This window comes from Halomonas sp., assembly GCF_014859505.1.
Lineage (GTDB): Bacteria > Pseudomonadota > Gammaproteobacteria > Pseudomonadales > Halomonadaceae > Halomonas.
Genome location: NZ_JACUUD010000037.1, coordinates 1 through 23,441 on the forward strand (window position 1 = coordinate 1; position 23,441 = coordinate 23,441).

A 23,441-nucleotide genomic window follows, 5' to 3' on the forward strand; every position below is an offset into this window, starting at 1 on the left:
CACCAGGTGGGGGTACCAGCCGGCCCGGGTGGGCAGGAAGGTGCCGGCCTCGGCGATGGCGTGGCGCGTCTCCCGCCCCGCGTCGGGAAGGGTTCCCTGCCAGCGCAGGGTGAGCGTCGGCGCCGAGCAGGCCGGCACCCCCCAGCGGCCCTGGCGGTCCCGCTGAAGCCTCAGCGTCTGCTCGCCGCAGCGGGCCTCGCTGACCTCGAGCCCCTCGAGCAGCGCGAAGCGCCCGCCGTCGGGCAGCGGCTGCACCAGTTCGCCGGCGAGCCTTCGCTCGGCGGGGTCGAGGTGCAGCGTCAGCCGGCGCTCGGGGCCGGGCGTCTCCCCCCAGGCGGGGCCGGCCAGCAGCACGCCGAGCAGGGTCCAGGCCAGGGGCGAGCGGGAGCGGGGCAGGCCCGGTGTCGCCATGGGCTCAGCGGACTCCGTCGCGCAGCGGGAAGCGGGCCAGCAGCTCCTCGGTGCTGCCATTGCGGGTCACGGTGAGGGGCAGCAGGGTGCCCGGGGTCTGGCGGCGCACCAGGTCGGTGAGTTCGCCGGGGCGGTTCAGGGCACGCCCCCCGGCCTCGACGATCAGGTCCCCCTCGGCCAGGCCCAGCGCCTCGGCCAGGCTCTCCTCGCCCACCCCGACCACCCGCACGCCGTTCTCGTCGGCGGCCACCAGGATGCCCAGGCGCTGGGGCTCGGGGGGTTCGAAGGCGGCCTCGTCGCCGAGGGTAAAGAGCGCATCGGCCATTCCCGCCGGCGGCGTGCAGTCGTCGTTCCGCTGCCAGGCCAGTAGGCCGGCGGCGTCGATTCCCAGGTCGGCCAGCTGATGGGGCACGCCGTGGCCGTAGCTGACATGGCCCTGGCCCATCAGCCCCACCACCAGCGCCGCCTCCTCGGTGGCCTCGGCCAGGCCCTGGGCCATGGCGCGGTCCCACACCAGCTGGGCATCGATGAAGCGCTCGAGGCCTGCCTCGGGGTCCTCGGCGCTGGGGTGGTTGGCGTAGACCTCGGCCAGCACCTCCCGGTACCCCTCGGAGGCGGGGATGGGCGGGGTGATGGCGTGGCGCTCTTGGAGGGGAATCGCTTCCCACCCCTCTTCGGCGATGCGCTGGCGCAGCGCCGGGGTGACGTTGAGGGCCCGCAGCGGGATGCGCTGCATCCGTGCGAAGTGCAGGATCGGCAGGTAGGCGTCGGGGTCATAGCCCCAGGCGCCCAGCCAGTCGCTCTCGGCCAGGAAGGCGGCCTCGTCGAGCTCGCCGGCCACCCAGGCGTCCAGCGCCGGCTGGGCCTTGCGGGGCAGCATCTCCAGGCCGATGGCCATCTGGGGCTCGCGGGCGTGAAGGCCGGCCAGGGTATGCAGCTGCCAGCGGTGGTGGGCCAGGCGCTCGTGCTGCTCGCCGAGCAGCACCACGCGGCGCTCGGCCAGGTCGGTCATCAGCGTCGCGGTGTCGATGACCTCGCCATCGCGCTGCCACTGGCCGGGGGCGGGGCAGTCGCCGGCCAGCGCGGTGGCTGGCAGGCCGGCCAGGGTCAGGGCGAGGAGGGGCGCGGCGATGCAAGGGCAATGGGATCGGGGGCGGCGATGCGGCATGGGAGCTCCTGACGGGCGAGTCGGCGGGCCTCAGGCCGCTACCATAGCGCAGTCGGCTCGCCGGCAGGAAAGGGCCGCGATCAACGCGGATCGCGGCCCGCAGGAGGTGCCGGGCGAGCCAGGGTCAGTAGTGGCGGCTGAAGCGCCCATGGGGGCTGTCATGCATCAGGCGGTCGAACTCCCGCCCGCTCATGTGCACCAGGGTCTCGTGGTCGCCGGCATCGAAGTAGACGTCCGGCTGGTGCCGGAGCATGTCGTCCACGTAGACCTGCAGCCCCCAGGCCTGGCCGACCGGAGAGGTGGCACCGGGGTCGCAGTCGCGGAAGTGCTCCATGATCTGCTGCTCCGAGGCCAGCGTGACCTTCTCGTGCAGCAGGCGGGAGAGCTGTTCGAGGTCGGCGTCGCTGCTGCTGGGGACTACCGCAAGGCGATACCCGGAGTCACTTTGGAGCATCACCGCCTTGGCCATGCGATCGCGGGCAACCTTCGATAGTTCGGCGATTCGGCTGGCGGTGCTCTCGCGGGGATGAGGGAGTTCCTCGTAGTCGATGTCACAGGCCTCGAGATACTCCTTGAGGGTCATGGGTATGGTCATGGCGGACTCTCCTTCGGCCACACGGGCCGGGAGCCATCGGTGGTTGTCTCCTTTCCCGGGATTGCTTGCATCCTCTCTACAAAATAGTGCCTCAGCGGCCCGCTGCAGCATGATCCTGTTCATCCCACGAGATGGAGTGCCGTCCCACCGATGGATTTGCCGATACACTTTCCACGAGTCATGTTGTCCGGCATGCGATGAGTCTGATGACCGTCAGAGGAGACGTTATGGTGAATGGAATAAAGGGGTGCATCCTGTTGATGGCGCTTTTGCTTGCGGGTTGTGGCGGCGAGCCGCGCTCCAGCGAGGTGACGCTGGCGGTGCTGGCCGCCAACGCCGAGGCCCACGACGGCAGCCGCGTGGTCACCGAAGGGGTGGTGCGCCACTTCGAGGAGCCGCTGCACTACTGGATCGAGGACGAGGACCTCAACCGGGTCGAGCTCTTCCCCCACGATGCGATCGCGCCCCACCTGGGCGAGCGGGTGCGCGTGGAAGGCCAGTTCGCCTTCTCCCGGGAGGAGGGACGCCGCCTCACCCTGGAGCGGGTCGAGGTGCTCGCCATGGCGGACTAGGCCGGTGGATCGACTGCCGGTCGACTGACAGCAAGGAGAGGAGCGACAGATGCAAGGGAAGGCCATCCAACAGCGGCTCGTCGAGCGTCCGGTGCTGCCGCGCCCCGAGGGACGCATCGAGGCCATTGACCTGGCCCGCGGCATCGCCATCGCGCTGATGATTGTCAGCCACGCGGTGAGCGGGCTCCATGGCATTCGCCAGCTGCCCGACTGGGGGCTGGTGCCGATCCACCTGCTCACCAAGTTCTCCTCGTCGCTCTTCATCCTGGTATTCGGTATCGCACTTGCCGTGGCCTTCCTTCCGCGGGTGGGCGAGGCGGACTGGCCGGCCCGCCGCCTGCGCCTGATGCTGCGCGGCCTCGAGGTGCTCTTCTGGTACAAGCTGCTGACGGTGGTGGAGATGCTGCCGCTCTACGCCCCGGCGGACATCCTCGACGCCCTGCTCTACCAGCGCTTCCCGATCTGGGTCGAGATCCTCGGCTTCTACGCCATTGCCCTGCTGTGGCTGCCCTGGGTGCTGCCGCTGTGGCGGCGCCTGCCGCTCTGGTCGCGGCTGCTGCTGCCGGTGGCCATTGTCCTGATCGCCGGCTGGCTGGAGCGGCACGCCACCTTCTGGGGCATCGAGCCGCTCAAGGCGATCCTGGTGGAGGACGCCAACCACTACACCTGGGGCCAGCTCTCGCGCCTGCCGCTGGTGCTGCTGGGCCTGCTGGTCGGAGAGGCGCTGCTGCGCGGTTACTGGACGGCCCAGCGCGCCCGGCTGCTGCTGGCCATCGCCGGCGCGGGCGGAGTGATGCTGCTCGTCTTCTTCGCCCTGGCCCTGGGCACGGCGGAGACCACGGTCAACGACGCCCTGATCGCGGTGGCGCGCAATGTCGGCAAGCATCCGCCGGAGCTCGCCTTCATGCTCTTCAGCCTGGGCGGGGCCCTGGTGATCCTGGCGCTCTGCCTGCAGGGGGGCGCGGCGGCGGCGCGCTGGCTGCGCCCGCTGACCCTGATCGGCAGCGACGCCCTCAAGGCCTTCATCTTCCATATCGTGGTGATCTTCGGGGTCTTCCGCTATCTGCTGGAGGCCTGGCAGGTCTATGCCTACCCCCAGGTGCTGGGCATCGGGGTGGGACTGGTGCTGGCCACTGCCGGCTGGATCGCCCTGACCGGCTGGTTTCGGGAGAAGCGAGGATGAAGTGGCTCACCGCTGTGGTCATCTCGAGCCTGGTGATGGCCGCCCCGGCACTCGCCGGCAGCCCCTGGGAGCCTGCGCTCGAGGCCCGGCTGGCCGCCCTGGAGGCCGAGGGTGATGACGAGATCGGGCTGCACGTGCGCGAACTGGGGGTTGGGGACGGCGCGGAGGAGAGCGGTGAGCGGTTCGGCTGGCGCGACGACGAGACCTGGTACCTGGCGTCGCTGATCAAGGTGCCGGTGGCCGTGGAACTGTTGGCTAGGGTCGAGGCGGGCGAGCTTTCCCTCGACGAGACCCTGGTGCTCGAGGCGCGCGACTACGTGGACGGTGCCGGGCCCACCAACTGGGCGGAGCCGGGCACGGCCCTGACCCTGGGCGAGCTGCTCGAGCCGATGCTCACGGTCAGCGACAACACCGCCAGCGACCTGCTGATCGGCCGGCTTGGCCTCGCCGCGGTGAACGAGCGGGCCCGGGCCCTGTCGGGTGGCGGGCTCGGCCCCATCACGCCGCTGATCGAGGTGCGCCGCGAGGCCTACGGCCAACTGCATCCCGGGGCCCGGGCGCTCACCGGCATGGATTTCATCCTGCTGCGCCGGGTCGAGCAGGACGCGGCGCGCCTCGACGCCCTGGCCGAGCGGCTGGATGTGCCGAGAAGCGACCTGGCGCTGCCCAGCCTCGATGCCGCCTTCGAGGCCTACTACGCGACTGGGTTGAACGCGGGGCGCCTGGATGCCTTCGGCGAGCTGCTGGCGGCCATCGGCGAGGGCAGGGCGCTGGGTCCCGCGGCCACCGCCGAGTTGCTGGCCATCATGGGCGCTACCACCAGCGGCGAGTCGCGACTCAAGGCCGGTCTGGGGCCCGAGATTCGTTTTGCCCACAAGACCGGTACCCAGCACCGTCGAACCTGCGACGCCGGCATCGCCTCCCGCGGCGAGGGCGCCGCCGAAGGTCGGCTGGTGGTGGTCGCCTGCACCCGGGGCGAACGCGATAGCGAGCGCTCCGAGCGGGTGCTGCGCGAGGTCGGCCGGGCGCTTGGCGAGTCGGGCCTCCTCGGCCCCTGAGGCGGTGCATGCATCCTGCCTATGGAGCGGCTAGGCGCGCTCGATTAGCATCCGGCGCGGTTCGCGGTACCCTAGGGGCAATGTGGCGCTTCGTGCGCTATCGTCACCGGCCCGGCCAAGGCCGCCACCCCGTTCAGCAAGGAGCCTTACGTGATCCGATGTCTTCGCCTCATCCCCGCGCTTGCCAGCTTGCCTCTGCTGCTGGTCGGTTCCCTTGTCATGGGGTCCGCGGCCAGCGCCGACGAGCGCCTGCAGCTGGTGGCCACCACCGGCATGGTCGCCGACGTGCTGCGCGAGGTGGGCGGCGAGAAGGTGGAAGTGCGCGGCCTGATGGGTCCCGGGGTCGATCCACATCTTTACCGCCAGACCCGCAGCGATATCACGGCCATGACCCGGGCCGATGCGGTGTTCTGGAACGGCCTCTACCTGGAGGCTCAGCTGGAGTCCTTCCTCGAGCGGCTGGGAGAGCGTCAGCCGGTGATCGCGGTGGGGGAGGCGGTGCCCAGCGAGGCTCGCCTGGCCGACGAGGAGTACCCCGACCAGCACGACCCCCACATATGGATGGACCCGGGCCGCTGGCGCTTCGCCGTGGAGGCGATCCGCGATGCGCTGATCGAACTGGCGCCGGCGCACGCCGAGGGCTTCGCCGAGCGCGCCGACGTCTATCTGGAGGAGCTCGAGGCCCTGGACGCCTACGCCCGCGAGGTGCTGTCGAGCGTGCCCGAGGAGGCGCGGGTTCTGGTCACCGCCCACGACGCTTTCGGCTACTTCGGCGACGCCTACGGCTTCGAGGTGCTCGGTATCCAGGGCTTTTCCACCGAGAGCGAACCGGGCCTGGCGCGGATCGAGTCGCTGGTGTGGACGCTGGTGGAGCGCGAGATCGGTGCGCTGTTCGTCGAGACCTCGGTCTCCGACCGCAACGTGCGGGCCCTGGTGGAAGGGGCGGCTGCGCGCGGTCACGAGGTGCGCATCGGCGGTGAGCTCTACTCCGACGCCATGGGGGCCGAGGGCAGCTACGAGGGCACCTGGCTCGGCATGCTCGACCATAACGTCAGCCAGATCGCCCTGGCCCTGGGCGGCGAGGTGCCCGAGGGTGGTCGCCTGGGCAGGCTCAGTCACCTCCAGGAGCACCCCTGATGCCCGACGATGCCCGGCTCGACAAGGCGATCCTCGCCAGCCCGCTGGCGATCCACGGCCTGACCGTGAGCTATGACCACCGCCCGGTGGTTCATTCGGTGGACTTCGTCACGCCGCCGGGCAGCATGAGCGCCATCATCGGGCCCAACGGGGCCGGCAAGTCGAGCCTGCTCAAGGCCGCGCTGGGCATCACCCGACGTCTCACCGGCGACGTGCGGGTGTTCGGCCGACCCTATGCCCAGATGACCCGCCACGTCGCCTACGTGCCCCAGCGCAACAGCGTCGACTGGGACTTCCCCGCCCGGGTGATCGATGTGGTGGTCATGGGGCTGTTCCGTGATCTGCGCTGGTGGCAGTTCGGGGGTCGCGGGCAGCGCCGCCGGGCCATGCAGGCCCTGACCCGGGTGGGCATGGAAGCCTTTGCCGAGCGCCAGATCGGTCAGCTTTCCGGCGGTCAGCAGCAGCGGGTCTTCCTGGCCCGGGCGCTGGTCCAGGAGGCCGACCTGACCATCCTCGATGAGCCCTTCGCCGGCGTCGATGCGGCCACCGAAACGGCCATCGTCGAGGTGCTCAAGTCGCTGCGCGACGAGGGGCGAACCCTGCTCTGCGTCCACCATGACCTGGCCACGGTGCGCGACTACTTCGACCACGTACTGCTGCTGAACGTGCGGCGCATCGCCGCGGGGCCGGTCGACCAGGCGTTCACCGAGGCCAACCTGCAGGCCACCTACGGCGGGCGTCTCAGCTCGGTGCAGCTGGCGCGGCTGGTGGAGCCGGCCCTGGCGGCCAGGGAGCACTGATGGAGACCTGGTGGCGGGCCCTCACCTTCACCCTCGGCTACAACACCAGCGTGGTGACCCTGGGCGCCATGCTGCTGGCGGCGGGCGCCGGCATGGTCGGCACTTTCGTGCTGCTGCGCAAGCGTGCCCTGGTCAGCGACGCCATCAGCCACGCGACCCTGCCCGGCCTGGCCCTGGCCTTCATCCTGGTCGGGCTGACCACCGGCGATGGTCGCTACCTGCCCGCGCTGCTGCTTGGCGCCGCCGCCAGCGCGGCCATTGGCCTGTGGGCGGTGCAGTCGATCAGTGATCACACCCGTCTGGGGGAGGACGCCGCCATCGGCGCGGTGCTCTCCACCTTCTTCGCCGTCGGGGTGGTGCTGATCACCGTGATCCAGTCCATGGCGGTGGTCGGGCAGTCGGGCCTGACCGGCTATCTGGTGGGCGCCACCGCGGGCATGCTCGCCTCCGAGGCCAAGCTGATCGCGGCCTGCGCCCTGGGGTTGCTGGCGGCGGTGCTGGTGCTGCGCCGCCAGCTGCTGCTGGTCTGCTTCGATGCGGATTTCGCCCGCACCCAGGGCCTCGACACCGGTCGCCTGGACCTCGTGCTGCTGCTGCTGCTGATGGCGGTGGTGGTGATCGGCCTCAAGGTGACCGGGCTGATCCTGATCGTGGCCCTCACCATCATCCCGCCGGTGGCGGCGCGTTTCTGGACCGATCAGCCCATGCGCATGGTGGCCCTGGCCGCACTGCTCGGGGCCCTGTCCGGCTACCTGGGGGTGACGCTCTCCAGCGTGCGCGAGGGCCTGCCCACTGGCCCCCTGATCGTTCTCAGCGCCTTCGGACTGTTCATGGTCTCCTTCCTGTTCTCGCCGCGCCGCGGCGTGCTGGCCTCGCTGCTGGCCTATCGCCGGCTGCGCCGCCGGGTCCACCTGCGTCAGGGGCTGCTGGCGCTCGCCCGGGAGGAGCCGATCTTCGACGACCTCACCCTGACACTGCTGTGCCGGCGCGGCCATATCCGCCGCGACGGCGTGGCAACCTCGGCCGGGCTCGCCGCCGCTCGGGACGCCGACCACGAGGAGCGGCTCTGGGCGCTCTACCGCGAACGCTACCCCGACGATGCCCTGCACCGCGAGCACGCCGGGCTCGTGCCCATCCACGAGGTGCTGTCGCCGGATGCGATCATGGCGCTGGAGACGCAGCTGCTGGGCCGCCGGGAGGTCGTGCGATGAGCGAGTTCATGATGTTCAGCCTGGTGCCGCTGGCCGTGGCGGTGATCATCTCCATGACCTGTGCGCTGCTCGGCAACTTCCTGGTGCTGCGCCGGCAGAGCCTGATCGGCGACGCCATCAGCCACGTGGCGCTGCCCGGCATCGTGGTCAGCTTCCTGCTCACCGGCGTGCTCTCCTCCTCGGCGATGATGCTCGGTGCCGGGGTCTCGGCGCTGGTCACCGTGGTCATGATCGAACTGATCCGCCGGCTGGGTCGGGTGGAAGCGAGTGCCGCCATGGGGGTGGTGTTCACCAGCCTGTTCGCGCTGGGGGTGCTGCTGCTGGAGTGGCACGGCGCCAGCGGCGTGCACCTGGACGTGGAGCATGCCCTCTACGGCAACCTGGAGAGCCTGATCTGGTTCGACGGCACCGGCCCCGCGGCACTCTTCGACCCCGTGGCCCTGGCCGACCTGCCGCCCCAGCTGGGGCGTGCCGCCTGGGTGGGGCTGCTGGTGGTCGCCATGCTGGTGGTACTCCGTCGCCACCTGGTGCTGGGAAGCTTCGACCCGGAGTTCGCGGCCAGCGTCTCCGCTCGCCCGGCGCTGGTCGATCTGCTGCTGGTCACCCTGGTGGCGATCGCCGCCATCGCCGCCTTCGAGGCGGTGGGCTCGATCATCGTCATCGCCATGTTCATCTGTCCGGCCGCCGCGGCGCGGCTGATGACCAACCGCCTGGGCCGCCAGATCGCCTGGAGCCAGCTCTTCGCGGTGCTCTCCGCGGTGCTCGGCTACCTGCTGGCCGGCCACGCACCCGGCTGGCTGGGCTTCGAGGCCTCGGTCAGCGCCGCCGGCATGATCGCCAGCGTGGCGGGGTTGATCCTGCTGGCTGCCTGCCTGGCCGGCCCCCGCCGCCGGCGCACCGGCGCGGCCACTAGCGTCTAGGAGCCTGTCGGGCTTGACCGACACGTCGCGGCCAGGATCGATTCCTGCTTCGGCGAGTTGCTCCGTCGGCTCGCCATCTGCAGCGCGGCGCCTATCACCGGGCACTGCCTGACTTTATGCGAGGGGTGGCCCTCAATGTTGGTAGCGATCAGGTTTCGCTCAAGCGTCGCCCAGGCTCGGAGAGATTGCCAGCGGCTCGCCCCTGCCATGGGCCGATTGGCCGGGGGCGGCCGGCATGGTATTGCTGGGGGCGACCTTCATCACCACAAGGACCCTCGTGATGACCCAGCCCCCCGACTTCCCGCCGGCCAACCCGGCCCCGGGCGCCTCATGACCGCGATACGTCCCGCCGCCACCCTGGCCCTGGTGCGCGACAGCGACCGGGGCATCGAGGTGCTGCTGCTGCAGCGCACCTGGAAGGCCGCCTTCCTGCCCGGCCACTTCGTCTTTCCCGGCGGCGCCGTGGACCCCCGGGACCCGGACGTGCGGGCCTGCGCCCGTGGCCGTGATGACGGCGCCATCAGCCAGACCCTGAGCCTGGATGAGGGCGGTGCCGACTACATGATCGCCGCCCTGCGCGAGTGCCTGGAGGAGGCGGGCCTGCTGCTGGCACTGGACGCGCAGGGGCAGCTGTTGCCGGGGGAGCACCCGATCCTGACCGAGGGGCGCGAGGCGCTGCACTGCGAGGAGGTCGGCTTCCCTGACCTGTGCGAGCGCCATGGCCTCACACTGCCACTGGATCGGCTGGCCTATGTGGGGCACTGGGTCACTCCGCCGGGCGCGCCCAGACGCTTCGATACGCGTTTCTTCGTGGCCCTGGCACCGCCGGGCCAGCAGGCGAGCCACGACGGCAGCGAGACCATCGCCCACGCCTGGCTGACGCCCGCCGAGGCCCTGGAGGCGCATCGTCACGGCCGGCTGGCGCTGGGGTATCCCACCCTGCGCACCCTGCGCCTGCTGGCCGACTTCACCACCAGCGAGGCGCTGCTGCGACACGCCCATGCCAACCCACCAGCGCCGCGCCCCAGCCGCCCCTGGCCGGCCCGCAAGGGGGGTGCCGGCTGGCAGGTGGAGCCGGATGCCCCGGCCTATGTGGAGGTCTCCCGCCTGGATCCGCATCGCCAGGGCACCGCCAGCGCCGAGATCGTGCCCGGCCGTGCGGTGACGCTGGCCCCCGGGGTGACCCGAGTGACCGCCCCCAACTCGGGGGTGATGACCGGGCCCGGCACCAACAGCTACCTGCTCGGCGACGGCCGCGACCACCTGGTGATCGACCCGGGTCCGGCGGACCCCGCCCATCTGGAGCGGCTGCTGGCGCTGGCCGGCGGGCGCATCTCCCGGGTGCTGGTCACCCACACCCATATCGACCATTCCCCCGGGGCGGCCTGGCTCAAGGCTTGCACCGGCGCCCGGCTGGTGGGCCTGCCGCCGCCGGCGGGGGCCAGCCAGGACGCCACCTTCGCACCCGACCACCAGCCGGGCCACGGCGAGCACCTCGACACGCCGGTCGGCCCGTTGAAGGTGCTGCACACCCCGGGGCACGCCTCCAACCACCTCTGCTACCTGCTGGAGCCGGCGCGGCTGCTGTTTTCCGGCGATCAGGTGATGCAGGGCTCCACGGTGGTGATCAACCCGCCGGACGGCGACATGGCGGCCTACATCGCTGCCCTGCATGCCCTGGGCCAGGAGTCCTTCGACACCATCGCTCCGGGCCACGGCTTTCTGATCGGGGAGGGCCACGCGGCCATCGACTTCCTGATCACCCACCGCCTGGCCAGGGAGCACAAGGTGCGCCGGGCCCTGTCGCGCCACGGGCCGGCCAGCCTCGAAGTGCTGACGCGCCACGCCTACGATGACGTGCCCGAGACACGCCTGGACGTCGCGGCACGCTCCGCGCTGGCCCATCTGCTCAAGCTGGAGGGGGAGGGGCGCGCCGAGCAGCGGGCGGGCCAGTGGGTCTCGCGGGCGGGGCAATGGGCCCCACGGCAGGGCTGAGGGTCGCTGGCGAAGGCGTGCGTCCTAGGCCCAGCGTTCGTCGGCGGTGAAGGCCACGGTGAACCAGCGTCGCTCCGGCGGGATGGAGAGTCCGGCGCTGATCTGCTCGCGGATCTCGTCCATCAGCGCCACCCCGTGGCCGGCGGCGAAATCGGGGGCGGTGACGATGTGGATCTCGATGAAATGGCCACGGCCGGACTTCGCCACGTGGCTGTAGTAGGTGAGCAGCCCCTCGCGGGCCATCACCGGGACCATGGCGGCATGCACCTCGCGGTCGACGCCACTCGGCGCCATCAGGAAGATCTCGCGCAACGCCCGGCGCACGATACCCAGCGGCACCGGCATGAAGCAGGCGGTCAGCACCATCAGCAGCAGGGAGTCGATGTACCGGGTCAGGTGCGCCCAGGCGGTGTCCTGCAGCAGCAGGGCGATCACGAAGGCCACCAGCAGGGCAGTAGTGATCAGCCCCGCCATCAACCAGCCCTGGATGTCGATGCGCACGAACTCGGAGTCGGCGCGGCGGTTGAGGCGCTTCTGGTAGATCACCATGGTGAAACAGGCGATCCCTACCACCACCGCATAGGCGATGGCGATATCGAAATCGAGCTCGCGGCCGCCCTCCATCAGCCCCTGGGCGGCATTGAGGAAGGCGTAGAAGCAGAGCAGCATCAGGATGGCACCGTTGAGCGCCGCGACCAGCGGCTCCAGATGCCAGTAGCCGTGCTGGAAGCGCTGGCTGGCCTCGCGGATGGCGAGCCGCGCCACCACCAGGGAGAGGCCCGACATGGCCGCATCGATGGTGGAGAAGACGCCGTCGAAGAGGATCGACTGGGAGCCAGCGAGCAGCCCGAAGGTGACCCCCAGGCTGGAAACCACCAGGGTAACGGCGATGGAGACCTTGAGGGCGCGCTGTTCGAGGGTGGCCTGCATGATGGTTCTCTGATTCGAAAAGCCTTCCATTCTAGCCCAGCCGTTGAGTCGATCGCGATTGCCAAGGTCGCCGAGGCTACGCCAGACTGAGGAGTCTCCCTCCCCCTGATGACAGGAACCCGTCATGAGCCAGCCGATCATCGCCGACAACCGACCGATGCCGGAGCCGCAGGGTTGAGCCCCTTTGCCACGAAGCCGCCGGGAGAGGCCATCGAGGCACCCCGGAACGTGGCCGAGGACGAGGTGCGGCTCGAACGCCTGACCCCCGCCTCACCCCACGTGCTGAGGCTGACTCGCTGGGAGTTCCAGCAGTGGAGTTACCTCGACCCGGAGCGACGGCTGGATGAGGCCCTGTCTGCCTTTCGCGAACAGTGTGGCCCCGGGGGCGTCCCTTCGGTGTTTGTCGCCCTGTGCGGCGTTACCCCCGTGGGCATGGCCAGCCTGGTCGCCGATGACATGCACGACCGCCCGGACCTCACGCCCTGGCTGGCCTCGGTCTATGTGGTACCTGCCTGGCGCGGTCGGGGCATCGCCTCGCGGCTTGTGCAGCGAGTGGAGGAGGAGGCTCGGGTCCACGGCATCGAGCGATTCCACCTCTTCACCTCCGACCGGCAGACGCTCTACCGGCGCCTGGGCTGGCAGGCGCTGGAAGAGTGCGTCTACCGCGGCGAGGCGGTGACGCTCATGGTCAGGCAACTGCCTCCCGCCGCCGATTGCGCAGAACCCGCCTAGGCCTCAGGGCCGGCAGACGAAGTTGTCGACCTGAACGCGATCCCCGAGCCCCTGGCCATCTGCATCCCCGACCTGCTGGAGAGCGGCGAGGCCGGCCCGCTGCGTTTACCCAGCGCCCGCGTCGCCACTGGCGGGGGCTGCCTCCCTCTTCCAGACTGACGGCGATGCCACCTTTCCACGGACTCAGGAGCCTGCCATGAGCCAGCCGGTCATCGCCGACAACAAGCCCAAGAAGGTCACCCTGGAGCAGGGCAAGGAGTACGCCTTCTGCCGCTGCGGCCGCTCCAGTGACCAGCCCTTCTGCGACGGCTCGCACAAGGGCACCGGCTTCACGCCGCAGATGTTCACCGCCGACAAGGACGGCGAGGCCTACCTCTGCCAGTGCAAGCAGACCGGTGACGCCCCCTACTGCGACGGCACCCACAAGCAGTTTGCCAGCGACCAGGTGGGCCAGGAGGCGCCGGAACCCGATGACGAGGGTGGCGAGGAGCGGGCCCCCAGGGCCGAGGCCACCGAGGAGGAGCCCACCGTCGAGTTCATCCACCAGTTGGCCCGGGAGGGGCTGGACGGGGTGGGCCACCACGGTCCCGTCGCCGCCATGGGCGTGCCGCGCCACAGCCTGCCGAGCTGGGACGACCTGCAGCTGATGGTGGCGCAGTTGGCCACCCAGCCGCTGCTCGACGATGCCGAGGTGGCCACCCGCCTGGTGGTGGGTCCCGAGGCGAGAAAGCCGTTGACCCTGGAGATGCCGCTGTTGGTCTCCGACATGAGCTTCGGTGCGCTATCCGAGGAGGCCAAGGTGGCACTTGCCCGCGGCGCCGAGCACCGCTCTTGCAGGGCCTTCCCTGCGGAGAAAAGCCGTGGTTTTCCACGGCTTGTTTCCGCTCGGGGGTGATGGAAAGGCGCCGGCTGACTTCGGCTCACTCGTGCCTTCCTTGCGGTGGCTGAGGGGCTAGATCTTTCCCATCAAGAACAGGATGAGAAGGATGATCAGCACCAGGCCGAGTCCCCCGCTGGGGCCGTATCCCCACCCCCGGCTGTGTGGCCAGGCAGGTATCACACCGATCAGGAGCAGAATTACAACGATCAGCAGAATTGTTCCGATTGACATGTCATGTCTCCCAGTTACGAGTGTCGAAGCAGTCCGCACCTTGTGCCGGCATGCCAGCATGCATCGTCCACACTGATGCCCCTCGTCCCCATTCGAAAACGGCCATTACCCATCGGGCCGTGATCCGTGATTGTTCGAAGCCAGGGGCCAGCTCCTTCATTGACAGTAGACCATGAGAAGGTCGCCGTCCCTGTAACTGCACCCTCATCGTGCCGCCTACCCCTTCTTCGATGCGGGGCGGTATGCGTCGGTCGAAAATCCCTGATACTCAAAGAATTAGCGGCATAAGATAGTCAGAGTGAGGCAAGTCATTTCATTGAGGATAAGGAGGATGATACTCAGAAGATGGCACCACCCTTTCTGTCTGAGCCTCCGGCATCGATCCGGCCGGAAGGTGCTTCGGGACCTCGCCACGACGGGGGGAAACGGGACTATCATGGATGGGCCTACCCCTCGCGAAGGGGTTCTTGCCAGCACTGCTACCTGACGCCTGCATCCGGCCATGTCGAGCAGCTGACGACCTGAGACGTCATCATGAAAACACTCATCTTCAGGTATTGGGATCGTACCCGTTCCAGCCTCTGGTTCATCCCCACCCTCATGGCCGTCGCCGCGGTGTTGCTGGCCTTCCTCAGCGTTGCCCTGGACAGGGCGGTAACGAACTGGCTCTGGCATGCCTGGGACTGGACGTTCACCGGCGGCGCGGAGGGGGCCAGTGCCGTGCTGGGGGTCATCGCCGGCTCCATGATCACCATTGCCGGGGTGGTGTTCTCCATGACGCTGGTGGCCCTGTCGCTGGTCACCTCACAGCTGGGCCCCCGCCTGCTGCGCAACTTCCTGCGCGACACCACGACTCAGGTCGTGCTGGGTACCTTCGTCGCCACCTTTCTCTACTGCCTGCTGGTCCTGCGGACCATCCGGCGAGAGGAAGAAGTGGCCTTCGTGCCTAACGTATCGGTGGCCCTCGGTGTCTTCCTGGCCGTCGCGAGCGTGGGCGTATTGATCTACTTCATCCATCACGTGTCCGTATCGATGCAGGCCAACGAGATCGTGGCGCGCGTCAGCAATGAGCTGATTGCCGCGACCGGCCGCCTGTTTCCGGAACATATCGGACAGGGAGCACCCGAGGAGTCGAGGGCGCCACCCGATGCGGAATTCCTCGACGCCTTCGAGCGGCAGTCGCGCTCGATTCCCGCGAATGCGGACGGCTACCTCCAGTTCATCGACACCGAGGCCCTGCTGGCCCTGGCAGTGCAGCAGGATGTGGTGATACGGCTGGAGCGAATCCCCGGCCACTACGTCGTCGCCGGTTGTTCGCTGATGCGGGTCTGGCCCGGCGAGCGGGTGGCTGACATTCCGGTGGCAGAGGCCAACGCCGCTTTCGCCCTGGGTAACCAGCGCGCCTCGGGCCAGGACATCGAGTTTGCAGTGACCCAGCTCGTGGAGATCGCCCTGCGGGCCCTGTCGCCCGGGGTCAACGACCCCTTCACGGCGATCACCTGCATCGACCACCTGGCCTCGGCGCTGAGTCGGTTGGCTATCCGCCAGAAGCCGTCGCCCTATCGGCATGACAGTCAGGGGCGGTTGAGGGTGATTGCCCTGGCGGCGACGTTTCCCGAGGTCACGGGCGTGGCGTTCAACCAGATCAGGCAGCAGGCTCGCTCCAATGCTGCGGTGACGATACGCCTGCTGGAGACGTTAGCGGTGGTCGCTCGATTCACGCATCGTCCCGAGGATCGAGCGGCCCTTCTGCTGCATGCCGATATGATCGTTCGAGGGGCCCGCGAGGGGCTGCTGGAAACCGAGGACCTCCGGGTGGCGGAAGAACGCTACCGGACGGCGATGCAGCTGTGCAGTGGAACCGGGGATGTCTCCCCAGGCCCGTCAGGGCACACCGAGCCACGCCACCTCTAGCCGAAACGCCCCGGCGGCCTTGTCGACGATCATCAGCCCCACTTGATCAATCCCTGCGGGATCGATAGGCGGAATGTCCGCCAGCAGTCGGCCGCGAAACACCGCCTCGAAGTCGTGCCAGGGCAGGGTGACGCGCTGCCACTCGCCAGCGGACGGCTGGAAGCTTGCCCGGTAGGCGGCGCCCTGAGGCAGCTGGCCGGTGTAGAGCCGCAACTGGTAGGCGCGCCCATCGCCGCGCACATGGAGTGCAATGCCCGCCGCGCTGCCGAGGTCGAAGGCCTCGGGGTCGCGGCGCACCGAGGCGAAGCCGCCGTTGTTGGCCAGCGACGTCTCGCCGCTGAAGATGCCGATGCCGTCCTCCACGTGCAGGCCGCCCCGGGAGATGCCACCCATCACGCCGTCGTTGATGGCGCGCCAGCGGCTGGCCTCGCCGGGGTCCCGAAAGTCGATCAAATAGGTCATGGGCGCTCCTTGTCGCATCTCGTCTGCCGTCTCGCGTTCGACCTGTGCCGTCACGATAACCTGCCGTTCGCGTGCGTGACCATCGGCGACCGCCATGCCAATCACGGCTGCGACGCCGGCAGCGGCGATGATTCGGAAGGTCCGTTGGGATTGCCTCATGACGTGTCCTCGTCGTGTCCTTGTCCAGCATGCCTGGCCCCAAGCGGCCTGTCTTCCCGGCTGGCGACGGCCGGATCCTGGGCGATACTCAGTGACGACAACGGTCAGCCATCGCGAGGGCGCCATGAACTACGACGAGGCGGTGAAGCACACCTGGGCGCCGGCCGGTGGAGCGCATGATGGAGCAGGGGGAGGCATGAAGCGCGAACGCGCGCTCCTTCCTTCCAGCTTTGTCCAGGTGAGCATCGACACAGGGTGGCATGAAATGAGTCAGAAGCATCACTGGGAGCATGTCTATGGGAGCAAGGCGAGCGAGGAGTTGGGGTGGTATGAGCCCCGATTAGAGACCTCCTTGAACCTTATCCAGGAGCTTGGTCTGGCGATGGACGCTTCAATCATCGATGTCGGTGGGGGGGCGTCCACCCTCGTCGATGACCTGTTGGATGCAGGCTATCGATCCATCACCGTGCTCGATATCTCTGAGAAAGCCCTGTCCCTCTCCAGACAGCGGCTGGGAAGCAAGGCAGAACTCGTGACATGGCGAGTGGGCGATATGGAAGAGATTGACTTGCCTGAGGGCCATTATGATTTGTGGCATGATCGCGCCGTGTTTCACTTCCTCACCGGCGTTGACCAGCAGCGTAACTATCGGGACAAGCTTCTGAGTGCGCTAGCGCCGTATGGGCACTTCGTGGTCGGCACCTTTGCGCCAGAAGCGCCACCAACATGCAGTGGTCTACCGGTGCAGCGGTACAGTCCGGAACAGTTGGAAGCGACACTGGGTGCGAATCTTGAACTGCTGCAACATCGCAAGACCCTGCACATCACGCCGGGAGGGGTAAGGCAAATGTACCTCTATTGCCATTTCCGTAAAACATCCTGATGGGCTCCAGCAGCCTCTTCGCCCCCCTGGTTGGCCAGCACGACGCCCTGGAAGGTATCGCGCAGGCTATTTGAGCTCGCCCTGTATCACGGCAATGCCCTCTCTTCCCGGCTGGCGCCGGCCGGATCCTGGGCGATACTCAGTGACGGTATCGGCCAGTTATCGCGAGGGGGGCTTCCTGCCCATGATCGACCCGGGAGGTATCAAAATGATGTTGCGACACCCGTTGTTCCTGTGTGCGCTGCTGCTGATGGCGCCATCCGCGCGCGCGGAAGAGATCATCACGGCCAGCTTCGCCGAGCCGGTCACCCGTTACGGGCACTATGCCCTGGGCCGGCCGCATGAATACGCGCGCCTGGTTGCCTCGACCGATGCCGGCGCTGGTCGATGGGCGCATGCAACTGCTGGTTCCCGATGTGAGTCGCACGAGTGTGCGCGTCTTGATGCTGGGTGAGGCGGGGCTGGTCGAAACCGACCGCTGTCCCTTGAGCGAGCCGATCACGGGCCCGGACGCGCTGCAGGAGTGCGAGCGCCGGCTGTCACAGGCCGCCCCGGGCACGCCCGAGCCCGCGAAGTGACGTGTCGGCGCGCCGGTACCATTTTGTCACCCCACCATGACGCCTGGCGGGAAAAGCTGGATAATGGCGGGTTTTCTACCCCCGCTACGCCCAACGCTCCGGTGCCCCATGGAAATCAAGGTCAACTATCTCGACAACCTCCGCCTGGAGGCCAGGTTCGATGACTTCACGGTCATCTCCGACCAGCCCATCCGCTACAAGGGCGACGGCTCGGCGCCGGGGCCGTTCGACTACTTCCTGGCCTCCTCGGCGATGTGCGCGGCCTACTTCGTCAAGGTCTACTGCAACGCCCGGGACATCCCCACAGAGAACATCCGGCTGTCGCAGAACAACATCGTCGACCCGGAGAACCGCTACAAGCAGATCTTCAAGATCCAGGTGGAGCTGCCCGAGGACATTTCCGACAAGGACCGCCAGGGCATCCTGCGCTCCATCGACCGCTGCACCGTAAAGAAGGTGGTGCAGGAAGGCCCCGAGTTCCAGATCGAGGTGGTGGAGAACATCGACGAGGACGCCCAGGCGCTGCTGATGGGCGTGCCCAAGGGGGCGGAGAGCGGCGAGCAGGGCACCTGGATCGAGGGCAAGGACCTGCCGCTGGAGCAGACCATCGCCAACATGTCGGCGATGCTGGCCGAGCTCGGCATGAAGATCGAGATCGCCTCCTGGCGCAACATCGTGCCCCACGTCTGGTCGCTGCATATCCGCGACGCCGCCTCGCCGATGTGCTTCACCAACGGCAAGGGCGCCACCAAGGAGAGCGCGCTGTGCTCGGCGCTGGGCGAGTTCATCGAGCGCCTGAGCTGCAACTTCTTCTACAACGACCAGTTCTTCGGCGAAGCGATCGCGGCCAGCGAGTTCGTCCACACCCCCGACGAGAAGTGGTTCCCGCCGGGGCCGGGCGACGAGCTCCCCGCGGAGATCCTCGACGACCACTGCCGGGCCATCTATGACCCGGACGGCGAGCTGTGCGGCTCGCACCTGATCGACACCAACTCCGGCCGGGTCGACCGCGGCATCGTCTCGCTGCCCTTCGTGCGCCAGTCCGACGGCGAGACGGTCTACTTCCCGTCGAACCTGATCGAGAACCTCTACCTCAGCAACGGCATGAGCGCCGGCAACACCCTGGCCGAGGCGCAGGTGCAGTGCCTCTCGGAGATCTTCGAGCGGGCCGTGAAGCGCCAGATCCTCGAGGAGGAGATCGCGCTGCCCGACGTGCCGGCCGAGGTGCTTGCGCGCTACCCCGAGATCGTCGAGGGCATCGAGGCGCTGGAGGCCCAGGGCTTCCCGGTGCTGGTCAAGGATGCCTCGCTCGGCGGCCAGTTCCCGGTGATGTGCGTCACCCTGATGAACCCCAGGACCGGCGGCGTCTTCGCCTCCTTCGGCGCCCACCCGAGCTTCCACGTGGCGCTGGAGCGCAGCCTCACCGAGCTGCTGCAGGGGCGCAGCTTCGAGGGCCTGAACGACTTCCCGCCGCCCACCTTCAACTCCCAGGCCGTGACCGAACCCAACAACTTCGTCGAGCACTTCATCGACTCCTCGGGGCTGGTCTCCTGGCGCTTCTTCAGCAGCCGGGCGGACGTCGCGTTCAGCGAGTGGGACTTCTCCGGCAGCGGTTCCAACAGCACCGCCGAGGAGGCCGCGGCGCTGTTCGGCATCCTCGAGGAGCTGGGGCTGGAGGCGTACATGGCCATCTTTGATGACCTGGGCGCGCCGGTCTGCCGCATCCTGGTGCCGGGCTACTCCGAGGTCTACCCGGTGGAGGATCTGGTGTGGGACAACACCAACATGGCGCTGGACTATCGCGAGGATATTCTCAATCTCCACAGCCTGGAGGATGACCAGCTTGCCGAGCTGCTCGAACGCCTGGAGGAGAGCCAGCTCGACGAGCAGATGGACATCATCACCCTGATCGGCATCGAGTTCGACGAGAACACCGTGTGGGGCCAGCTGACCATCCTCGAGCTCAAGCTGCTGATCAACCTGGCGCTTGCCCAGCACGAGGAGGCTCTGGAGCGGGTCGAGATGTTCCTGCAGTTCAACGACAACACCGTCGAGCGCAACCTCTTCTACCGCGCGGTGCAGGCGGTGCTGGAGATCGTGCTGGACGACGAGCTGGAACTCGACGATTTCCGCTACAACCTCGGCCGCATGTTCGGCGAGGTGACCCTCGAGGCGGTGATCGGCTCGGTGCAGGGCACGGTGCGCTTCCACGGCCTGACCCCCACCAGCATGGCCCTGGAGGGGCTGGAGAAGCACCAGCGGCTGATCGAGAGCTACAAGAAGCTCCACGCCGCCCGCGCCCGCCGGGCGGGGCTGCGCGCACCGGCCTGAGCCTGACCGCCGGGCGCTGCTGATCCGGGACGTCGCCGCGAGCGGCGGCCCGGCCTGGCCGCCAGACGCGCCCGGAACCCTATACCCAACCGGACGCCGTCATGTCTCGCACCTCCCTTCGCGCCCTGGCGCTTGCCGTCTGCCGCTACTTCGAGAACCTGGTGAACCCCTACCCGGCGGAGAGCCTCGGCACGCCGCCCAGGGGGCTCTTCGCCTTCATCCTGCACTTCTCGCGGCCGGTGTTGCCGCTGCTGGTCGTGATGTCGCTGCTCACCGCCCTGGTCTCCGCCGCGGAGGTGCTCTTCTTCAGCTACATGGGGGAACTGGTGGACTGGCTCGCCAGCGCCGAGCGGGAGGGCTTCTTCGCCGAGTACGGCTGGCGCCTGGCCGGCATGGCGGCGCTGGTGGTGGTCGTGCTGCCGCTGCTGACCCTGCTGCAGGCGCTGGTGACCCACCAGAGCATCTTCGGCAACTACCCGATGATCGGCCGCTGGCTGGCGCACCGGCACATGCTGGGCCAGAGCCTCGCCTTCTATCAGGACGAGTTCGCCGGCCGGGTCTCCCAGAAGGTGATGCAGACGGCGCTGGCGATCCGCGAGACGGTGATGAAGCTGATGGACCTGATGGTCTACGTGGTCGTCTACTTCGCGGGGGCCATGCTGCTGATGGGCAGCGCCGAGCCCTGGCTGATGCTGCCGCTGGTGGCGTGGCTGGCGGGCTATATCGCCATCATGTGGGGCTTCGTGCCGCGCCTGCGCCGGGTCTCCATGGAGCAGGCCGACGCCCGGGCGGTGATGACCGGGCGCATCGTCGACAGCTACAGCAACATCCAGACCATCAAGCTGTTCGCCGACACCCGCCGCGAGGAGGCCTACGCCCGCGACGCCATGGAGGGCTTCATGACCACGGTGCATCGCCAGATGCGCCTGGCCACCGGCCTCACCGTGACCCTCACCCTGCTCAACTCCCTGCTGCTGGCCGGGGTGGCGGCCATGGCCATCGGCGCCTGGTACCTGGAGGCGGTGTCGCTGGGCGTCATCGCCGTGGCCATCGCGCTGGTGATGCGCATTCGCTTCATGTCCAACTGGATCCTCTGGGAGGTGGCGAGCCTGTTCGAGAACATCGGCACCGTGCAGGACGGCATCAACACCATCGCCCGGGAGCCGGCGATCCGGGACGCCCCCGGGGCGCCGGCGCTCTCGGTGCCCCGCGGCGAGATCCGCTTCGAGGCGATGCGCTTCGGCTATGGGCGCCCGGATGCGCAAGCGAAGCCGGTTTTCTCTGGAGAGCCGAAGCGCGTGTTCGACGGCCTCGATCTCACCATCGCCCCCGGCGAGAAGGTGGGGCTGATCGGCCGCTCCGGGGCGGGCAAGTCGACGCTCGCCAACCTGCTGCTGCGCTTCTTTGATCTGGAGGGCGGGCGCATCCTGATCGACGGCCAGGACATCGCCGCGGTGACCCAGGCGTCGCTGCGCCGCCATATCGGCATGGTGACCCAGGACACCTCGCTGCTGCACCGCTCGCTGCGCGACAACATCCGCTACGGCAGCCCCGAGGCCAGCGAGGAGGCGATCCGGGAGGCGGTGCGCCGCGCCCACGCCGACACCTTCATCGATGAGCTGGTGGACCTGCAGGGCCGCCGCGGCCTGGATGCCCACGTGGGCGAGCGGGGCGTGAAGCTCTCCGGCGGGCAGCGCCAGCGCATCGCCATCGCCCGGGTGCTGCTCAAGAACGCCCCCCTCCTGGTGCTGGACGAGGCCACCTCGGCGCTGGACTCCGAGGTGGAGGCGGCGATCCAGGAGCAGCTCTACACCCTGATGGAGGGCAAGACGGTGATCGCCATCGCCCACCGGCTCTCGACCATCGCCATGCTCGACCGCCTGGTGGTGATCGACGAGGGGCAGATCGTCGAGAGCGGCACCCACCGGGAGCTGCTGGCGCGAGACGGCCTCTACGCCGCCCTGTGGCGGCGCCAGTCCGGCGGGTTCATCGGGGTGGATGTGGAGGAGGCCAGCTTTTGATACCTGATACGTTACAGGGTACACTTGAGCCATGATACGGAGCTTCAAGCACAAGGGCCTGGCCAAGTTCTTCAAGACCGGCAGCACAGCGGGTATTCAGGCAGTGCATGCCAAGAGGCTTCGGCTCATTCTCGGCCGACTGAATGCCGCGACGGATGCCAAGGACATGGACCTGCCTGGACTTCGGCTGCATGAGCTATCGGGCAATCGAGCCGGCATCTGGTCGGTCACCGTCAGCGGCAATTGGCGCGTGACCTTTCGGTTCGTGGACGGAGACGCCGAAATAGTGAACTACGAGGACTACCACTGAGGTGCCGCCATGCTGATGCACAATCCCCCCCATCCCGGAGAGGTATTGCGAGAGCTTTGCCTGGAACCCCTGGGGCTTACCGTCACGGCAGCCGCAGAGGCGCTGGGCGTGAGTCGAAAAACGCTGAGCGCCGTGCTGAACGGCAAGGCAGGTATCAGCCCCGAGATGGCGATTCGCCTCTCGATCGCCTTCGATACCTCGGCAGAGAGCTGGCTGAACCAGCAGTCCCAGTATGAGCTCTGGCACGCCGAACAGCATCGCAATGAGCTCAAGGTGAAGAGGCTGGTGGCGGCCTGAAGAGGCGTGTAGGCACGCAGTATCCAAAGAGCTTCCCCCACGCCTCCACCACAGGAGGATCAGCGCGGCGACGCATCGTGCCGCTCGCGGCTGTCGGCGGGGGCCTGCTCGCGGTCGTGCATGCCGTAGTCGCGCAACACCCCGGCCACGCGCAGGCGGTAGTCGGCGAAGACCTCCTGGCGGCCCTTGGCCTGGGCGGCGCGATGTCGCTCCACCCGGCGCCATTCGGCGATGGCCTCCTCGTCGCGCCAGAAGGAGAGCGAGAGCAGCTTGCCCGGCTGGACCAGACTCTCGAAGCGTTCGATGGAGATGAAGCCATCGATCTCCTCCAGCAGTGGGCGCAGGCCGGCGGCGATGTCGAGATAGTGGTCGCGCTGGTCGGGGTGGGGCTCGACTTCGAAGATGACGGCGATCATGGCGGCTCCTGGTGAACGAACAATCATCGCGCCAGGGTGCGGAAGGCGGCGATGCCGACGCGGCCCCTGGCGAGTACTCACAATGAACCTAACCCCACCAGGTCCCCGAGTCACTCACCCGGCTCGGGGGCCTGGCGTTTGGGCGCTGCCATGGGCGGGCTCGCGCCGGGGTCAGCCGGCGGCGGTCAGAGCGTGCGCCAGGGAATCGGCGGGGGCGCCTGCAGGGTCTCTTTCACCGCCTTGAGTG

General features: G+C 68.3%; 24 protein-coding genes. 17 read left to right on the forward strand and 7 right to left on the reverse strand.

Features of this window, described 5'->3' with window-relative positions; genetic code table 11:
• The 3 genes from IBX53_RS07265 to IBX53_RS07275 all read right to left on the reverse strand — a co-directional run.
• Positions 1-411: hypothetical protein (locus IBX53_RS07265; RefSeq protein WP_290907244.1), on the reverse strand; the 411-nt coding region annotated here is incomplete at its 3' end.
• A 4-nt stretch (positions 412-415) separates the two neighbouring features.
• Positions 416-1,579 carry a ChaN family lipoprotein gene (locus IBX53_RS07270; protein ID WP_290907247.1) on the reverse strand — a complete coding sequence of 388 codons (1,164 nt, stop codon included), beginning with the start codon at positions 1,577-1,579 and terminating at the stop codon, positions 416-418.
• Between the two features lie 124 nt (positions 1,580-1,703).
• A complete protein-coding gene (locus IBX53_RS07275) occupies positions 1,704-2,174 on the reverse strand; it encodes an aminoacyl-tRNA deacylase (protein ID WP_290907251.1) in 471 nt (156 codons plus the stop codon).
• Positions 2,175-2,401: 227 nt separating this feature from the next.
• Between IBX53_RS07275 and IBX53_RS07280 the strand changes: the two genes are divergently transcribed.
• The 8 genes from IBX53_RS07280 to IBX53_RS07315 all read left to right on the forward strand — a co-directional run bounded on the left by IBX53_RS07280 (position 2,402) and on the right by IBX53_RS07315 (position 11,050).
• Positions 2,402-2,746: a hypothetical protein gene (locus IBX53_RS07280; protein ID WP_290907255.1), complete on the forward strand. Its 345-nt coding sequence runs from the start codon at positions 2,402-2,404 to the stop codon at positions 2,744-2,746.
• A 49-nt stretch (positions 2,747-2,795) separates the two neighbouring features.
• A complete protein-coding gene (opgC, locus tag IBX53_RS07285) occupies positions 2,796-3,929 on the forward strand; it encodes an OpgC domain-containing protein (protein ID WP_290907257.1) in 1,134 nt (377 codons plus the stop codon).
• The gene (locus IBX53_RS07290; RefSeq protein WP_290907260.1) at positions 3,926-4,987 is read left to right on the forward strand and encodes a serine hydrolase; all 1,062 of its coding nucleotides are present in this window, start codon (positions 3,926-3,928) and stop codon (positions 4,985-4,987) included. Before opgC ends, IBX53_RS07290 begins: the two co-directional genes overlap by 4 nt.
• A 150-nt stretch (positions 4,988-5,137) precedes the next feature.
• On the forward strand, positions 5,138-6,124 hold the full coding sequence (locus IBX53_RS07295; RefSeq protein ID WP_290907263.1) for a zinc ABC transporter substrate-binding protein: 987 nt from the start codon (positions 5,138-5,140) through the stop codon (positions 6,122-6,124).
• Entirely contained in the window at positions 6,124-6,924 is an 801-nt protein-coding gene (locus IBX53_RS07300) for a metal ABC transporter ATP-binding protein (protein ID WP_290907267.1), read from the forward strand. Before IBX53_RS07295 ends, IBX53_RS07300 begins: the two co-directional genes overlap by 1 nt.
• A complete protein-coding gene (locus IBX53_RS07305) occupies positions 6,924-8,135 on the forward strand; it encodes a metal ABC transporter permease (protein ID WP_290907268.1) in 1,212 nt (403 codons plus the stop codon). Before IBX53_RS07300 ends, IBX53_RS07305 begins: the two co-directional genes overlap by 1 nt.
• Positions 8,132-9,055, forward strand: coding sequence for a metal ABC transporter permease (locus IBX53_RS07310; protein ID WP_290907272.1), 924 nt, complete (start codon positions 8,132-8,134; stop codon positions 9,053-9,055). Before IBX53_RS07305 ends, IBX53_RS07310 begins: the two co-directional genes overlap by 4 nt.
• Positions 9,056-9,385: 330 nt before the next feature.
• A complete protein-coding gene (locus tag IBX53_RS07315; RefSeq protein ID WP_290907274.1) occupies positions 9,386-11,050 on the forward strand; it encodes an MBL fold metallo-hydrolase in 1,665 nt (554 codons plus the stop codon).
• Between the two features lie 24 nt (positions 11,051-11,074).
• Here the strand turns inward: IBX53_RS07315 and IBX53_RS07320 are convergent, their stop codons facing one another.
• Positions 11,075-11,980 carry a cation transporter gene (locus tag IBX53_RS07320; RefSeq protein WP_290907276.1) on the reverse strand — a complete coding sequence of 302 codons (906 nt, stop codon included), beginning with the start codon at positions 11,978-11,980 and terminating at the stop codon, positions 11,075-11,077.
• 174 nt (positions 11,981-12,154) lie between these two features.
• Here IBX53_RS07320 and IBX53_RS07325 point away from each other — a divergent pair, with 174 nt between their 5' ends.
• Both IBX53_RS07325 and IBX53_RS07330 read left to right on the forward strand, forming a co-directional pair.
• Entirely contained in the window at positions 12,155-12,712 is a 558-nt protein-coding gene (locus IBX53_RS07325) for a GNAT family N-acetyltransferase (RefSeq protein ID WP_290907279.1), read from the forward strand.
• Positions 12,713-12,908: 196 nt separating this feature from the next.
• Entirely contained in the window at positions 12,909-13,607 is a 699-nt protein-coding gene (locus IBX53_RS07330) for a CDGSH iron-sulfur domain-containing protein (RefSeq protein WP_290907281.1), read from the forward strand.
• A 57-nt stretch (positions 13,608-13,664) separates the two neighbouring features.
• Here the strand turns inward: IBX53_RS07330 and IBX53_RS07335 are convergent, their stop codons facing one another.
• Positions 13,665-13,817, reverse strand: coding sequence for a DUF3309 family protein (locus tag IBX53_RS07335; RefSeq protein ID WP_367171545.1), 153 nt, complete (start codon positions 13,815-13,817; stop codon positions 13,665-13,667).
• A gap of 540 nt (positions 13,818-14,357) precedes the next feature.
• On the opposite strand from IBX53_RS07335, the gene IBX53_RS07340 reads away from it, so the two are divergent.
• Positions 14,358-15,737 carry a DUF2254 domain-containing protein gene (locus tag IBX53_RS07340; RefSeq protein ID WP_290907286.1) on the forward strand — a complete coding sequence of 460 codons (1,380 nt, stop codon included), beginning with the start codon at positions 14,358-14,360 and terminating at the stop codon, positions 15,735-15,737.
• On the opposite strand, the gene IBX53_RS07345 is transcribed toward IBX53_RS07340, so the two are convergent.
• Positions 15,708-16,199 (reverse strand): CIA30 family protein, encoded by a 492-nt coding sequence (locus IBX53_RS07345; RefSeq protein WP_290907288.1) that lies wholly within the window; start codon positions 16,197-16,199, stop codon positions 15,708-15,710. The two genes, IBX53_RS07340 and IBX53_RS07345, sit on opposite strands and share 30 nt — an antisense overlap.
• 283 nt (positions 16,200-16,482) lie before the next feature.
• Here IBX53_RS07345 and IBX53_RS07350 point away from each other — a divergent pair, with 283 nt between their 5' ends.
• The 6 genes from IBX53_RS07350 to IBX53_RS07375 all read left to right on the forward strand — a co-directional run bounded on the left by IBX53_RS07350 (position 16,483) and on the right by IBX53_RS07375 (position 22,778).
• Positions 16,483-17,241, forward strand: a complete 759-nt coding sequence (locus IBX53_RS07350; protein WP_290907291.1) for a class I SAM-dependent methyltransferase — start codon at positions 16,483-16,485, stop codon at positions 17,239-17,241.
• 341 nt (positions 17,242-17,582) lie between these two features.
• Positions 17,583-17,819, forward strand: a complete 237-nt coding sequence (locus tag IBX53_RS07355) for a hypothetical protein (protein ID WP_290907293.1) — start codon at positions 17,583-17,585, stop codon at positions 17,817-17,819.
• A 108-nt stretch (positions 17,820-17,927) separates the two neighbouring features.
• A complete protein-coding gene (locus tag IBX53_RS07360) occupies positions 17,928-20,150 on the forward strand; it encodes an OsmC domain/YcaO domain-containing protein (RefSeq protein WP_290907296.1) in 2,223 nt (740 codons plus the stop codon).
• Positions 20,151-20,251: 101 nt separating this feature from the next.
• A complete protein-coding gene (locus IBX53_RS07365) occupies positions 20,252-22,171 on the forward strand; it encodes an ABC transporter ATP-binding protein (RefSeq protein WP_290907299.1) in 1,920 nt (639 codons plus the stop codon).
• Positions 22,172-22,202: 31 nt separating this feature from the next.
• Complete coding sequence (locus IBX53_RS07370; RefSeq protein ID WP_290907302.1) at positions 22,203-22,481, forward strand: type II toxin-antitoxin system RelE/ParE family toxin; 279 nt, start codon at positions 22,203-22,205, stop codon at positions 22,479-22,481.
• A 9-nt stretch (positions 22,482-22,490) separates the two neighbouring features.
• Positions 22,491-22,778 carry a HigA family addiction module antitoxin gene (locus IBX53_RS07375; protein ID WP_290907305.1) on the forward strand — a complete coding sequence of 96 codons (288 nt, stop codon included), beginning with the start codon at positions 22,491-22,493 and terminating at the stop codon, positions 22,776-22,778.
• A gap of 59 nt (positions 22,779-22,837) precedes the next feature.
• Here the strand turns inward: IBX53_RS07375 and IBX53_RS07380 are convergent, their stop codons facing one another.
• Positions 22,838-23,194 (reverse strand): antibiotic biosynthesis monooxygenase, encoded by a 357-nt coding sequence (locus tag IBX53_RS07380; RefSeq protein ID WP_290907308.1) that lies wholly within the window; start codon positions 23,192-23,194, stop codon positions 22,838-22,840.
• Positions 23,195-23,441 lie beyond the last annotated feature (247 nt).